Here is a 13,984-nt window from a genome sequence, read left to right on the forward strand (position 1 = left end):
GGAATGTGCACGAAGTAGTAGACGGGAAGACAGCATGCCGATCCGGGTTGGCGTTATTGGCGCCGGTGTCATGGGCGCAGACCACATCAGGAACCTCTCCACCACCATCAGCGGGGCCGAAGTCACCTTCGTGGCAGACCTCGACGCCGGACGTGCGGCAGCTGCGGCGCCGCCATCCGCACGCATCACCACCGACCCCTCCGAGCTGATCAACTCCAGCGACGTTGACGCCGTCGTCGTCGCTTCCCATGACTCCACCCATGCGGGACTGGTGCTGGAATGCTTCGAAGCGATGACCCCGGTATTGTGCGAAAAGCCGTTGGCTCCCACGCTCCTGGAAAGCCGCGAAGTGGTGGAGGCCGAAGCCGACCTCTTGGCCGCAACGGGTGCGCGGCTGCTGTCGATGGGCTTCATGAGGCGCTTCGATCCCGGCTATGTCGCCTTGCGCGAAGCCACCCGGGCACGCACGCAAGGCGAGCCTTTGCAGGTCCACTGCACCAGCCGGACCGTATCCGCGGGACCGGGCGCGAGCTCGGAGTCCGCCATCACCAACTCGGCCATCCACGAGCTGGACATCATCCCCTGGCTGTTGGATTCGCCCATCACTGAGGTGTCCTGGCAAGCGGGGCGGAGCTCCCGGTACAGCACGGGTGACCTGCGGGACCCGGCCTTCATGCTCCTACGCGCAGCCGACGGCACCCTGGCAACGCTCGAACTCTTCCTCAACGCCCAGTACGGTTACACCACCCGGTGCGAGGTTGTTTCGGAGTTCGGCACTGCCGCGCTCCCGGAACCGGCCGCCCTCGATGTCCGGCAGGAAGGGAAGCGCAGCTCCGAAATCCCCGCAGACTGGCGTCCACGTTTCGCCGACGCGTACCGCCTGCAACTTCAGGCCTGGATCTCCGCCCTCGAAAAGGGAGAGCCGGCGCCGCTCGCCACGGGTGAGGATGGCCTGCGCGCGTCGCAGCTCGCACAAGCGATGATCCGCTCGCTCCACAGCGACGGAGCCTACACAAAGGTGATCTACTGATGGTTTCATCCGGTCTGCCAGTATCAAGGGTGCCGGATTCGCGCGACGCTCCGGCGTTGCGCTGGGGGATCATGGGTCCGGGGTGGATTGCCGAACGCTTCGCGGAATCGGTGCAGGCCCACTCAACGCAAGTGATCGCCGCCGTCGGCTCCCGCTCCCTGGACCGCTCCAAGGCGTTCGCGGATGCTTTCGGCGTGCCCGCCGCCTATGGAAGCTACGAAGAGCTGGCCGCGGCTCCCGACATAGACATTGTGTACGTGTGCACTCCGCACAACTTCCACCATGCGGCTGCTTTGATGGCCATCGACGCCGGCAAACACGTCCTGGTCGAGAAACCGATCGGCCTGAATGCCGCGCAGGCACGGGATATCGCCGCGCGGGCCAAGGCAGCCGGCGTTTTCGCCGCCGAGGCTATGTGGAGCTTCTTCCTTCCGAAGTTCGACGTGATCCGGCAAGTGCTCGACGCCGGGACGCTGGGTACCGTAACGACGGTCCTGGCGGAATACGGTGAGCACTTTGAACGCGGCCACCGCATCTTCGATCCCGCTCTGGCTGGCGGGCCATTGCTGGACCTCGGCACCTACCCGCTGGCCCTCATCACCGAAGTCCTCGGCGCCCCGGAACGCTTGAGCGCTTTCGGCGAGCCCCACGAATCGGGTGTCAACGCCCAACTCTCCGCCATCATGCAATTCACGGGCGGGGGCCAGGCCGTGATGAATACGCACTTGCATAATTTCACCCCCACCGCGGCGACGATCGTTGGCTCCGAGGCCACATTGACCATCGACGGCCCCTTCAATATGCCCGGCGGTTTCGAGCTCCGTTTCCCGGACGGCACGCGGCTTCGCCACAACGAGGCTGCGGGCGGGCATGTGGAAGGCTTGCACTTCGAAGCCGCAGCGGTGGCCCGCGCCATCGCCGCGGGTGAGACGGAAACCCAACAACGGCCCCTGGCCTCCTCCATCCGGACGATGGATGTTGCCGATGAAATCCGCCGCCAAGTGGGCATTGAATTCCAGGGCGAAGGCAATGCCGCCTGAGCAATTGTTGTACTGACTATCGAAAGGACGGGCCCATGGCCTACATCGAACAGCACTCCTCCAGTCTCCCCACGCCTGTGCGGCTTGGACTCATAGGGTCCGGCTGGATGGGAGCGTTCCACGGCGAAAGCATAGCTCGCAGGGTTCCGGGTGCGGTCCTGGCCGCCGTCGCCGATCCCAACGTGGACTCCGCCGCGTCCGTGGCTTCCCAGCTTGGTACGGCGAAGGTCACTCCCGACGCCGCGGACATCCTGGCCGATCCTGACATCGATGCCGTCATCATCGCCAGTCCGGCGCGTTTTCACGCTTCCCTGATCGCCCAGGCCGCGGCCGCCGGCAAGCACGTATTTTGCGAGAAGCCTGCCGCGCAGAGCCTCGAAGAGCTCGACGCCGCCCTCCTCGCTGTCGAAACCGCCGGGGTACATTTCCAGATCGGCTTCAATCGCCGTTACGCCACCGACTTCCAAGCCGCGAAGAAGGACCTGGCCGAAGGAATTGTAGGGGAGCCGCAGCTCTTGCGCTCGTTGACAAGGGATCCGGGTACCGGGAGCATCGGACATGCAGCCAGGATTCCGGCCTGGACGATTTTCCTGGAAACCCTCATCCACGATTTCGACACTCTGAACTGGTTCAACGAAGGCGCCGAACCGGTGGAGGTCTACGCCGTCGCGGACGCACTGGTTGAGCCGAGCCTTCGTGACCAGGGATTCCTGGACACCGCCGTGGTCACCATCCGCTACAGCAATGGCGCCCTGGCGGTGGCGGAAGCCAACTTCAGTGCGCTGTACGGCTATGACGTCAGGGGCGAAGTCTTCGGTTCCAAGGGCATGGTGCAGGCCGGACGGCCCACTGAAACGGCTGCCCTGAGGTACACGGCAGAGGGCCTTTCCGCTGAGACTCCGAGGCTCAACGTGGAACTGTTCCGCGATGCCTACACCGCTGAGCTCGTGGACTTCGCGGCGGCAGTCCGCGCGCGCCGCGATGGCACGCAACCGCCGTCGGGCGCTTTCACCCTCACCCCGGGAGCTGCTGACGCGCGCCGCGCCCTCGCGATGGCTTTGGCCTGCATCGAGTCGGTCCAGCAAGGCGGACCGGTGGCGGTACCTGCAGTTTCGAGCAACAGCAAGGCCGGTGTCTGATGCGGCTGGCTGTCTGCGCCGAAATGGTCTTCACGGAACTGCCGTTCGCCGAGCGGGTACGTCGGATCCATGAGGCAGGATTCGACGTCGAACTCTGGGACTCGAGGAACAAGGACATTGCGGCGCTTAAGGCGAGCGGCGCGGTCTTTTCCTCCATGACCGGGTACACCTCCGGGAGCCTGGTTGACGCCGACACCGCCGATGACGTGGTGAGGACGGCCGAGACGCTGATTCCGACCGCCTTGGAACTCGGCGTCAGCCGCATGGTGGTGCACTCGGCGGAGCTGATCGACGGCAAAGCAGCCCGTCCCGCCTACCGGGCCAACGGCAGTATGTGGATCACGGGTGCCCGGACCCTTGAACGCCTTGGCGCGCTCGGGGAAAAGCACGGACTGACGTTTTGCCTCGAAAACCTCAACACCGTGCTGGACCACCCCGGAATTCCGCTCGCACGGGCCAAGGACACTTTGGCGCTCGTGGAGGCGGCCGGACATCCCAACGTGAAGATGATGCTGGACCTGTACCACGCTCAATTGGGGGAGGGGAACCTCATTGAACTGGTGCGTACCGCCTTGCCGCACATCGGCGAGATCCAGGTGGCGGACGTCCCCGGCCGCTGTGAACCCGGCACCGGCGAAATCAATTACCTGGCTGTGGCTCGGGCGCTCGTCGCCGCGGGCTACGAAGGCACCGTCGGCATGGAGGCATGGGCCAGCGGAGACGACATGGAGGCGCTCGAGGCATTCCGGCGGGCGTTCACGGTTGAGGCCGCGGAATCCCGCAACAGCTCAGCTTTTTCAACGGAGGTAGCACTATGAAGGACGTCGTTCTCGGGCTGGTTGGAGTCGGGCGGATCGGCGTCATGCATGCCAGCAACATCGCGGCCCTCAACGGGGAATTGAATGGACAAGGCATCAACGTGGAGTTGCGGCTCACGGACGTGGCTGAAGACCATGCCCGTCGAGTCGCAGCTGGTCTCGGCGCCGAGTTCCTACCCTCGGTGGAGGCGTTGATCGCCTCCGGCGTGGATGGGCTGGTGATCGCAACCGGCACGGGTACGCACCCGGAACTAATCCGAGCTGGGGTGGACGCCGGTATCCCGGTGTTCTGCGAGAAGCCTGTAGCCATGAATGTGGCCGATTCGCTGCCTGTCCTGGAACATATCCGCGCCAACGATGGCGTGGTGCAGATCGGCCACCAGCGTCGCTTCGATGCCGGCTACCTTGAAGCCAGGCGTGCGTACCAAGCGGGGGAGCTCGGCTGGATCCACTCACTGCGCGCCGTGACCTGCGACATGGCACCGCCGCCCGTGGAGTTCCTGGCAACGTCCGGCGGGTTGTTCCGCGATTGCTCGGTCCACGACTTCGACATCCTGCGCTGGCTGACCGGCCGCGAGATCGTAGAGGTCTATGCCAAGGGTTCCAACAACGGCGATCCCGCCATCGGAGAAGTGGGCGATGTGGACACCGCCTTGGCTCTGATCACCTTCGACGACGGGACGGTCGGCACAGTCTCGGCAACCCGCTACAACGGTGCAGGGCATGACGTGCGCCTCGAAATCCAAGGCTCCAAGCGTTCCATCATGGTTGGCCTGGACGACAAGACAGCCATGGAATCAGCCGAGGCCGGGATCGCCTTCCCGTCCGGAGAACCCCACAAGACCTTCGCCGAACGCTTCGACCAGGCCTACCGCTCGGAAATGGCGGCCTTCGTTGAACTGGTCCTGGGCCAACGGGAAAACCCGTGCACCCCCGAGGACGCCGTCGCAGCTTCCCGTGTGGCGGATGCCGCGCAGGAGTCGCTGGCAAGCGGAGTTCCCGTCAGAGTGGCGCTAGTGGGGGCGAAGGCGAGTTAGGCGATTACAGGTCCCAACTAGCTCGCAGTTGTTGTCGTTTTGACGGCCCAGAACGACAACAACTGCTTGGGCCCACGCCGCCAGGGTTCCCTGACCGTGGGGCCCCGCCGGCGAGGGCCCCAGCCTGAGCTTGCGAAGGTTGGGAGCCGGCGGGGACTTGCGAGGCGAGGGTGGCGGTGGGGATTGGGTGTGCGGCTCCTTAGGCGCCGAACGGCAGGCGGGGGTCGATGTCCTGTCCGTCCCAGCTCTGCCGCACCCACCCGTGGTGGGGGTCGTCGCTGATGAGCCATTCCCGCACAGGTCCCGGGCCGGCCATGACGTTCAGGTAGTACAAGTCGTAGCCCGGAGCGGCCATGGCGGGGCCGTGCCAGCCGTAGGGAACAAGAACGACGTCGCCCGTGCGAACCTCCGCGGCCACATCGATCGGCCGTTCATCTGAGGCGTAGACACGCTGATAGCCGATTGCATCGGCGTCGGCGGGTGCACCCGACCCTTGAGCCACGCGGGTCTCGAAGTAGTAGATTTCCTCAAGCTCCGTTTCGCCGTCCTTTTCCTCGTCATGCTTGTGCGGAGGATAGGAGGACCAGTTGCCTGCGGGCGTCAGCACTTCGCAGACGATGAAACGGTCGGCCTCAAGGGCGGCGGGAGTGCCGAAGTTGTGGACCTGGCGGGAGCAGTTGCCTGCTCCGCGCAGCTCCACAGGGGTTTCGGCCGCGGTCACGAGCCTGGTGGGGTACGACGCGTTGGCGGGGGCAGTCGCGACGGCGACGCGGCCGCCGTCGGGCGAACTGATGGTGACCGCGGCGTTCGTGCCGGAATACAGGACATCGCTGGGGCCATGGAATACCGACGCCCGCCCCGCGAGGGGATACTCGACGTCGTCGACCGTCACCGTGAAGGCGCCGTTGAGCGGCACAATGATCCGCTCCTCAGCTGCGGCGGGGAGTTCGACGGCGGCGCCCGCGGCGAGCGTGGCCACCTTGAGCCCGGTGTGGGCCCACCCGTCCACAGTCAACGCGGAATCGGAGGTTCCGAGCGAGATGTCCCAATCGCCGTCGTTGGCGGTTCCCAGTGGATAGACCCAGTTGGCCATGAAGTTGTGTCCTTGCGTTAGCGCTGTACGAGTGTCATTTCAAAGCTGTAGGAATCGGCCCGGTACACGTGGTGGCCGGTTTCCACCATGCGTCCGGTGTCGTCGACGGCGGTCCGTTCCATGGTGACCAATGCCGAGCCGACTTCCGCCTCCAAGAGCGGTGCCTGGTAGTCATTGGCGATCATGGCGCCGATCCGCTGCGAAGCGAGCCGGAAATTGACGCCGCCGCGGCGGAGGATGGCGTAGAGTCCTTCTTCCGCGAGCATGGCCTCGTCCATGGTGGCGATGTCGTCGCGGACCCAGTTCTCCATGAGCGCCAGGGGCTTGCCGCCCACTTTGCGCAAGCGCGTGAAGTGGTACACCTTGGAACCGGCCGGAAGCTGGAGGGCAGTCAGCGTCGCAGCGTCCGCCTCCATGTGCGAGAAGCTGAGGACCTGCGTCGTGGGCTTCTTGCCGTTGTTGGTCAGGTCGTCGTAGAGGCTGGAGAGCTCCAGGGGCCGGCGGACCTGGCTCGACACCACCTGTGTGCCGACGCCGCGCTTGCGGACCAACAGGCCCGAGCGGACGAGCTCGTCCATGGCCTTGCGCATGGTGGGCCGGGACAGGTTGAGCTGGGCGGCGAGGTCTATCTCGTTGTCCAAACGGCTTCCGGGCTCCAGCACTCCGCTGTGGATGGCGGCCTCGATGCCCTGGACCACCTGGTGGTACAAAGGCACAGGGGAAGAACGGTCGATAGTGAGGCCAAGTTGATTCGCCATTGCATGCTCCCTCGCATTCCAGGACCGTCCCGGAAGTTGCAAGCATGTCCGTTCATGTTCGCTTGATAGGACATACTGCTTTACTGATGATAGCAGGAGCATTGCGCGGGTCAAGGGTGCTGGAGGCGCGTTTATTGCGCCGTTTCAGGGGTCTTGTTTGGGACATGTCCAGACATCAGGACGAGCGTCTGGCGCCCTCAGCGGCGGGTGCGCCTTTCGGCGTCGCGCGCCTTCAGCGGCGGCGTCGGGCGCTGCTGCGTTGACGGACGTAGCCGACGGCGGCAAGCACGGCGCCCAGTCCCTCGGCGACTGCGCTAAGGGTCTTCTCGAAAAACCATACGGGCTCGTACATGGACGGGAGCGGACCGATGGCAGGTATGTCGACATAGCGGTAGAGGAGGACCGCAATGAAGGCGCTTCCAGCGACGACCACCGCGGCGGCGTAGGCTGGCCGACTGCCGCGGACCAGGACATACAGGGCGACGAGGATTGCGACCGCGCCCTCAAGGCGGAACAGATTGCCTTCACCGATTCCGCCAGGGGCACCCAACTGGTAACCGGAGGCAAGGTCGAAATGCACCACGGCGTCGACGACCAGGGCTGCCGCCACAAGCAGCCTCAACAGAATGTCCATTGGCTTGCGGCTCGCCGGCTTGCGGCGGGCCGCTTCACGGGTGCTCATTTTGCTGTGCTCATTTCACGACCAGCGTTCCGTGCATGTTGGAGTGGTACGCGCAGTGGTAGGGGTAGCTGCCCGGTGTGGTGGGCGCCGTGAACTGGACCGTTCCGCCTGCGCCGTCGACGGCGGCGTCGAACGCCTTTCCGTCGTCCGAGGTGACCGTGTGGGCCTGCGTGTCCTCGTTCTTCACGGTGATTTTGGCGCCCGGGCTGACCGAGACAGGTCCTTGATAACCGAAGTCCTTGATGGTGATAGTGAGCGATTGCGAGGTCCCCGACGGCGGAGCAGTCGACGACGCGGCGGAAGGTGGGCTCGACGATGCGCCCTGGTAGCCGGTTCCGGACGCCCCGCAACCGCTCACGGCAATCAGGGCTGCCGCTCCAACGATGACCATCATGGCCTTGGGGTTGCTCCTCATGTTTGGTTCCCCGCTTCTCGTGTCCGGTGGCGCGAAGGTGCTTGCCACATTGATGAGACGAATTCCGGAGCGGTCAGGTTCACGGGCGCGGGAAATTGTTTCCGGCGAGCGGGGGCGTCCCGCTCGATCACCCCACCGGACGCAGCGTCCTGCAGACCTCCACGAACGCCTTGAACGGGGCGAGCCGTTCCTCGTCGGGCAGCTGCGAGGCCTCGGGATGCCATTGCACGGATGCCACCCAGCGCTGCGGATCCTCGAGGGCTTCCACGGTCCCGTCCTCCGCGACCGCCGTCACCACCAGGCCATCGCCTATGCGGGCCACGGCTTGGTGATGTCCCGAAGCAATCCGCACCGAGCCCCGTGCGTTGTAGAGTCCAGCCACTTTGGATTCCGGTGAAAGTTCGACGTCGTGCCACGCCCAGGCGCTGAGCTCGCCTTCCGCCGGGCTGAGGCCGTTGTGCTCGACCGATGAGGGGTGCATGTCCTGGATGAGCGTCCCGCCGTAGACCACGTTGAGGAGTTGGTGGCCGCGGCAGATTCCGAGGGTGGGCAAGCCGGCGTCGAGCGATCCACGGGCCACCGCCAAGTCCAAGCGATCCTGGTCAGGGTTGACGTCGTAGCAGGCGTCAGTCGCTTCTTCACCGTAGAGTCGCGGATCCAGGTCTCCGCCGCCGGGCAGCAGGACCCCGTTGAGGGAGCGAAGCTCGGCGGCCAGCGGACCGGCTTCGTCGGTAAAGGAGGCGTCCAGGAGTACAGGCTCCGCACCGGCGTCTCGCACTAGTTCGACGATGAAGTCGAAGAGTTCATTCGCCTCTCCCACGCGGGGATCCGTGCTTTCAGAGCTGCTGAGGCGGACGGGAATGCCGATCCGGGGCCGGACGCTGCTCTGCTGTTCGGAAGTCTGCATGCTCCATGATGCACTGGACGGGAGACTCCTGCGCAACGGGAACCGCGGGCTTACGCTGATGCCATGAATCCGTCGCGCGCACTGACTCCCAGTCCCCGCACGCTCGACATTGAGAGCGTGGCCCATTTCGACAGGCTCCTGAGCTCCGGTGCCGCAACGATGCACGGTTGGCACGCCCAGTCGCTGGACTTACGGGGCCGACGGGCGGACCTGCAGCGGCTGGATCCCCAAGGCGCCATCTTCTTGGGCTGTACTTTCGACGACGGCGTCGAGGACTCCCTGCGGAGCCGCGGCGCACTCATCTTTCCGAAGCTGCGTGGGGTGCCGTTCAACCCGTACCGGGGCAGCCTTTACAGCGCCGCCGAACTGTACGAGGACATTGACTCCACGGAATACGAAGCCACCTTGGATGCCCAGGTCTACCACTGGAGCATCATGCCGGGGCAACGGACCAGCCTGGACGCCACCCTCGCCGCAGCCCTGCACGACCACGCTATCGGGGACGCCTTGGACGAGCTCCTGGGCAACGGGGATTTCGCGGGGAACAAGATCGTGGGAGTCATGGGCGGCCACGTCGCGCAACGCGGAACACAGGACTTCGACGACGCGGCGCTCCTGGGCAGGCTCTTGGCCTTGTCCGGCTTCACGGTAGCCACCGGGGGTGGGCCCGGTGCCATGGAAGCCGCCAATTTGGGTGCCTACTTGAGCGGACTGCCCGACGCCGACTTCGCCTCCGCGCTGCAGTCGCTCGCGGCGGTGCCGGGTTTCCGTCCCTCGGTGACGGCGTGGGCGCGGGCGGCGGCCGCCGTCGTCGGGCACCATCCGAGCGGAAGGACGTCGCTGGGCATCCCCACCTGGTTCTACGGACACGAGCCGCCCAACCTCTTCGCGACCCACATCGCCAAGTACTTCGCCAACTCCGTGCGCGAAGCGATCCTGCTGGAGCTATGCAACGGCGGGATCGTGTTCCTTCCGGGCTCAGCCGGCACCGTGCAGGAAATCTTCCAGGACGCGTGCGAGAACTTCTACGGCGCCCCGGAAACCGTCACGCCCATGGTGCTCGTAGGGCGCGATCATTGGGAGCACAAGTATCCCGCGTGGCCCATGTTGCAGAGCCTTGCTGCCGGGAAGGTGATGGAGGGCCGGATCTTCCTGGTGGACAGCGTCGAGGAAGCGCTCGCCGTGGTCGCGGGCTAACTGCTTGGTGATGGCGGCTCGTAACGACAACAAATGCGAGCTACTTGGGAGTTAGTGCGGGGCGCGGCCGCCCAGGCGCGTGGTGACTTTGCGGGCTGCGTCTTGGCATGCCTCGCCGAGGCTGGCGAGCGTGTCCTGCGAGACCCTGAACTTCGGCGCCGGGATCAGGACGGAGGCAACGATGTCTCCGCGGTGGTCAAAGACGGGCGATGCGACGCCGACTTCTTCGATGGACGTTTCGCCGAAATTGAAGGCCCAGCCCCGGGTCACGGACTCCTGCAGCCGAAGAAGGTAGGCCTCGATTGCTTCCTCGTCGAGACCGGGCAATGTAATGGAGCCGCTGCGGAGGAGCTTGCGGACACGGTCGGCGTCTTCGGCGGCGAGGAAGACCTGCACCGAGGAGCTGAGCGCCTCGTTGTAGCGGGCACCCAGCGGAGCGAGGTGCTTGACTTGGTGGCGGCTGGCGATTTGCTCTACGCACATGGATTCGCTCCCGTTCCACACCATGAGCGCGCTCGTCTCGCCTGTCCGTTCGCTCAGCTCACGCAGCACGGGATAGGCCACGCGGCGCTCTTCCAGTTCGGCAAGGAGGGGGCCGGCAAGGGCGATCATCCCCAAGCCGAGCCGGAAGCGGCGGGACTCGGGGTCGCGCTCCACCAGATGTTCTTGTTCGAAGGTTGCCAGGATCCGGGACACGGTGCTCTTGTGCAAGCCGATCCTGCCGGCGATCTCGGTGACTCCCAGCAAGGGTTCTTCGGCGGTGAAGCTGCGGAGCACGGCAATGGCATTCTCGAGTACCGAAGCGCCTTTGGAATCGCCGTTGGCCGGGGTTTCGCTGGTGGTTGCACGCCGTTCTGCACGCGGTTCTGCTGGGGTCATGATGGTCACTATATGGCTCTTTTAATGGGGACATGCCCAGCCTTGGCCGAGAGCAATGAGCATATGAGTCATATGTCCATTGCTCGGGCGCAAGGCTGGGCATGTCCACGGGAGGTGGGGGTTAGGCGCCGATGATGTTGTATTCCGGGCCGAACGGGAACTTGGTGATGTTCTCGGCACCGTCTTCACCGACCACTAGGATGTCGTGCTCCCGGTACCCGCCTGCACCCGGCTGGCCATCGAGGACGGTGATCATCGGTTCCATGGAGACCACCATGCCGGGCTCCAGGACCGTGTCGATGTCCTCGCGCAGTTCCAGTCCGGCTTCACGGCCGTAATAGTGCGAGAGGACCCCGAAGGAGTGTCCGTAGCCGAAGGTGCGGTTGGCGAGAAGTCCATGCGCCACGTAGATCTCGTTGAGCTCGGCCGCGATGTCCTTGCAGACCGCCCCGGGCTTGATGAGCTCGAGGCCGCGCTTGTGGACCTCCACGTTGATGTTCCACAGTTCCAGGGAGCGGGCATCGGGTTCGCCGTAGAACAGGGTGCGCTCCAGGGCCGTGTAGTAGCCCGAGGTCATGGGGAAGCAGTTCAGGGACAGGATGTCGTGTTCCTGGATCTTGCGGGTGGTGGCCCAGTTGTGGGCGCCGTCCGTGTTGATGCCGGACTGGAACCACACCCAGGTGTCGCGGATCTCGGAGTCCGGGAACGTCCGGGCGATCTCGTGCACCATGGCTTCGGTGCCGATCAGGGCAACCTCGTACTCGGTGATTCCTGCCGTGATGGCGTTGCGAATGGCCTCGCCGCCGAGGTCGCCGATCCGGGCGCCGTGCTTGATGACCTCGATCTCTTCGGCCGATTTGATCATGCGCTGGCGCATGGCGGCCTGGGCGACGTCCACTAGCGTCGCCCCGGAGAAGGCGGCCTGGATCTTGTTGCGGTTGTCCAGGGGAAGGGAATCGTCCTCGACACCCAGGCGGCGGACGGTGATCCCGCGGGTTCGCAGCACTTCCTGGATACCGAAGATGTAGTTGTCCCGGCGCCAGTCCGTGTAGACAAGGTTGTCCCCGTAGCTGCGGCGCCACGGCATTCCGGCGTCGATGTTGGCGGTAACGGTGACGGTGTCGTCGGCCGTGACCACCATGGCGTAGGAACGGCCGAAGTAGGTGAACAGGAAGTCGGAGTAGTACTTGATGGAGTGGTAGCTGGTCAGGACAACGGCGTCCAGATCCTTCTCGGCCATGATCCGGCGAAGACCCGCGAGGCGTCGTTCAAACTCTGTGTCGGAGAACGTCAGGGAGACTTTCTCTCCGTTGTTGAGGACCTTGAGGCGCTCAAGCTTGGCGACGTCGCTTACGGCTTCATTCTCGGTGATGGTCATGGGTGGTGTTCCTTTCAATGGGTGGGTTGTTTTCAGTCCTGCTGGAGGGGCTTCTTGGAAGTCTCCACAGCGAAGAGGACCGCGATGAGGGAAATGACGGAGGCTGCTACGAGGTACCAGCCGGGGGCCAGCTGGTTGTGGGTCAGGCCGATGAGGAGTGTTGCCATGAACGGGGCGGTGCCGCCGAACAGGGCGTTGGAGAGATTGAAGCTGACGGCGAAGCCGCTGTAGCGGACCCTCGTGGGGAAGAGCTCGGCAAGGAAGCTGGGCAGGGTGCCGTCGTTGAGGGTGAGCATGGCGCCCAGCAGGATCTGGACCAGGACAATGACCAGGAAATTTCCGGTGTCGAGGAGCATGAACGCCGGAACGGTCAGCACCACGAACAGTACGGAAGCCGTGATGAGCATGCGCTTGCGGCCGAACCTGTCCGAGGCGATACCCGTCAGGAAGATGAATCCGATGTAGCTGAGGAGGGCAATGGTGGTGGCCAGGAACGATTCGGCTGCACCGAAATGAAGCTCCTCGGAAAGGTACGTCGGCATGTAGCTGAGGATCACGTAGAAGCCGACGGCGTTGAGCAGCACCGCGCCCGTCGCGATGATCAGCTGCTTGCGGTACGTCTTGAACATCGCGAAGGCCGGAGCCTTGACCGCGGTGTCCTTCGCGGCCATTTCGCGGAAGGCCGGGGTGTCCTCGAGTTTGGTACGGATGTAGCGGCCAATCAGGCCCATCGGGGCGGCCAGGAGGAAGGGCAATCGCCAGCCCCATTCGCCGAGCTGCTCGGCGCTCAGTACCGAACTGAGAAGTGCCGCCAGAAGGGAACCGAGCAGCAGGCCTGCCGCCGTGCTGGCAGGTACGACGGCGGCATAGAGTCCGCGCCGATTGGCCGGCGCGTACTCCACCAGGAAGGCTGAGGCACCTGCGTATTCGCCGGCCGCCGAAAAGCCCTGGACAACCCGGACGAGCAGCAGGAGGACCGGCGCCATGACGCCGATGGTGTTGTAGCCGGGGATGAGGGCGATGCAGAACGTAGCCACGGACATGAGCACGATCGAGAGGGAGAGTGCTTGTTTGCGTCCGAGGCGGTCACCGATGTGGCCCCAAATGAATCCGCCCAATGGACGGACAAAGAAGGAGACGGCGAAGACGCCAAACGTGGCGAGCAGTGCGGTCTGCCGGTCCGATGCGGGGAAGAAGACGGTCGAGATGATCCCGGCAAGGTAGCCGTAGACGGCGTAGTCGAACCATTCGACGAAATTGCCGATGAAGCTTGCAGTGATGACCCGTCGCCGGGTGTCTTTGCTGACTGTGTGGCTATTGGCTGGCATCGATGTGCCGCCTTGGATGGCTGCTTCGTCGGGAAGGTCGCCGGATCCGCCTTTGGATCCGGCAGGAGCGCTTCCCGGGATGGCTGCCACGGAGGATGTTTCGTTTTTCATGAATCCACCAAGAACTTTTGGGGTTGCATTCAACGCAACGCTGTTGCACCAGAATAGATGTGTTGCGCGTCACCGTCAAGAGTCTTCGGCTGTCGCCCAACTGACTCGCGCTTGTTGTCGTTTTGAGGGCGCTAAACGACAACAAGTGCTAGCTAGTTGGGAGGGTGGGTGG

14 protein-coding genes are annotated in these 13,984 nt (G+C 64.5%); 6 read left to right on the top strand and 8 right to left on the bottom strand.

Annotated elements, in window-relative coordinates; all coding sequences use genetic code 11:
- Positions 1-34: 34 nt before the first annotated feature.
- The 5 genes from AC3WJM_RS11410 to AC3WJM_RS11430 are packed head-to-tail and all read left to right on the top strand — an operon-like array spanning position 35 to position 5,064.
- Entirely contained in the window at positions 35-1,030 is a 996-nt protein-coding gene (locus AC3WJM_RS11410; protein WP_284989660.1) for a Gfo/Idh/MocA family oxidoreductase, read from the top strand.
- A complete protein-coding gene (locus AC3WJM_RS11415; RefSeq protein WP_492271920.1) occupies positions 1,030-2,070 on the top strand; it encodes a Gfo/Idh/MocA family protein in 1,041 nt (346 codons plus the stop codon). The genes AC3WJM_RS11410 and AC3WJM_RS11415 overlap by 1 nt, the downstream gene beginning before the upstream one ends.
- Positions 2,071-2,105: 35 nt before the next feature.
- Positions 2,106-3,209, top strand: a complete 1,104-nt coding sequence (locus tag AC3WJM_RS11420; RefSeq protein ID WP_492271921.1) for a Gfo/Idh/MocA family oxidoreductase — start codon at positions 2,106-2,108, stop codon at positions 3,207-3,209.
- Positions 3,209-4,027: a TIM barrel protein gene (locus tag AC3WJM_RS11425; RefSeq protein WP_492271922.1), complete on the top strand. Its 819-nt coding sequence runs from the start codon at positions 3,209-3,211 to the stop codon at positions 4,025-4,027. The genes AC3WJM_RS11420 and AC3WJM_RS11425 overlap by 1 nt, the downstream gene beginning before the upstream one ends.
- On the top strand, positions 4,024-5,064 hold the full coding sequence (locus AC3WJM_RS11430; RefSeq protein ID WP_492260193.1) for a Gfo/Idh/MocA family oxidoreductase: 1,041 nt from the start codon (positions 4,024-4,026) through the stop codon (positions 5,062-5,064). Before AC3WJM_RS11425 ends, AC3WJM_RS11430 begins: the two co-directional genes overlap by 4 nt.
- Before the next feature lie 199 nt (positions 5,065-5,263).
- Here AC3WJM_RS11430 and iolB read toward each other — a convergent pair whose 3' ends face one another.
- From iolB to AC3WJM_RS11455, 5 genes are all read right to left on the bottom strand, one after another.
- On the bottom strand, positions 5,264-6,157 hold the full coding sequence (gene iolB, locus AC3WJM_RS11435) for a 5-deoxy-glucuronate isomerase (protein ID WP_307052800.1): 894 nt from the start codon (positions 6,155-6,157) through the stop codon (positions 5,264-5,266).
- A gap of 17 nt (positions 6,158-6,174) precedes the next feature.
- Entirely contained in the window at positions 6,175-6,915 is a 741-nt protein-coding gene (locus AC3WJM_RS11440; protein ID WP_059388160.1) for a GntR family transcriptional regulator, read from the bottom strand.
- Positions 6,916-7,147: 232 nt separating this feature from the next.
- The gene (locus AC3WJM_RS11445) at positions 7,148-7,597 is read right to left on the bottom strand and encodes a hypothetical protein (RefSeq protein ID WP_492260194.1); all 450 of its coding nucleotides are present in this window, start codon (positions 7,595-7,597) and stop codon (positions 7,148-7,150) included.
- Positions 7,598-7,607: 10 nt separating this feature from the next.
- On the bottom strand, positions 7,608-8,012 hold the full coding sequence (locus AC3WJM_RS11450) for a cupredoxin domain-containing protein (RefSeq protein ID WP_216363150.1): 405 nt from the start codon (positions 8,010-8,012) through the stop codon (positions 7,608-7,610).
- Positions 8,013-8,139: 127 nt separating this feature from the next.
- Entirely contained in the window at positions 8,140-8,919 is a 780-nt protein-coding gene (locus AC3WJM_RS11455) for a gamma-glutamyl-gamma-aminobutyrate hydrolase family protein (protein ID WP_307052803.1), read from the bottom strand.
- Between the two features lie 63 nt (positions 8,920-8,982).
- On the opposite strand from AC3WJM_RS11455, the gene AC3WJM_RS11460 reads away from it, so the two are divergent.
- Entirely contained in the window at positions 8,983-10,116 is a 1,134-nt protein-coding gene (locus tag AC3WJM_RS11460) for an LOG family protein (RefSeq protein ID WP_492271923.1), read from the top strand.
- A 51-nt stretch (positions 10,117-10,167) separates the two neighbouring features.
- Here AC3WJM_RS11460 and AC3WJM_RS11465 read toward each other — a convergent pair whose 3' ends face one another.
- From AC3WJM_RS11465 to AC3WJM_RS11475, 3 genes are all read right to left on the bottom strand, one after another.
- Positions 10,168-10,995, bottom strand: coding sequence for an IclR family transcriptional regulator (locus AC3WJM_RS11465; RefSeq protein WP_059388157.1), 828 nt, complete (start codon positions 10,993-10,995; stop codon positions 10,168-10,170).
- A gap of 121 nt (positions 10,996-11,116) precedes the next feature.
- Complete coding sequence (locus AC3WJM_RS11470; protein ID WP_492271924.1) at positions 11,117-12,373, bottom strand: aminopeptidase P family protein; 1,257 nt, start codon at positions 12,371-12,373, stop codon at positions 11,117-11,119.
- Between the two features lie 32 nt (positions 12,374-12,405).
- Positions 12,406-13,701 (bottom strand): MFS transporter, encoded by a 1,296-nt coding sequence (locus tag AC3WJM_RS11475; RefSeq protein ID WP_253257232.1) that lies wholly within the window; start codon positions 13,699-13,701, stop codon positions 12,406-12,408.
- Positions 13,702-13,984 lie beyond the last annotated feature (283 nt).

It is taken from the genome of Arthrobacter sp. FW306-1B-G06A, from assembly GCF_058781765.1.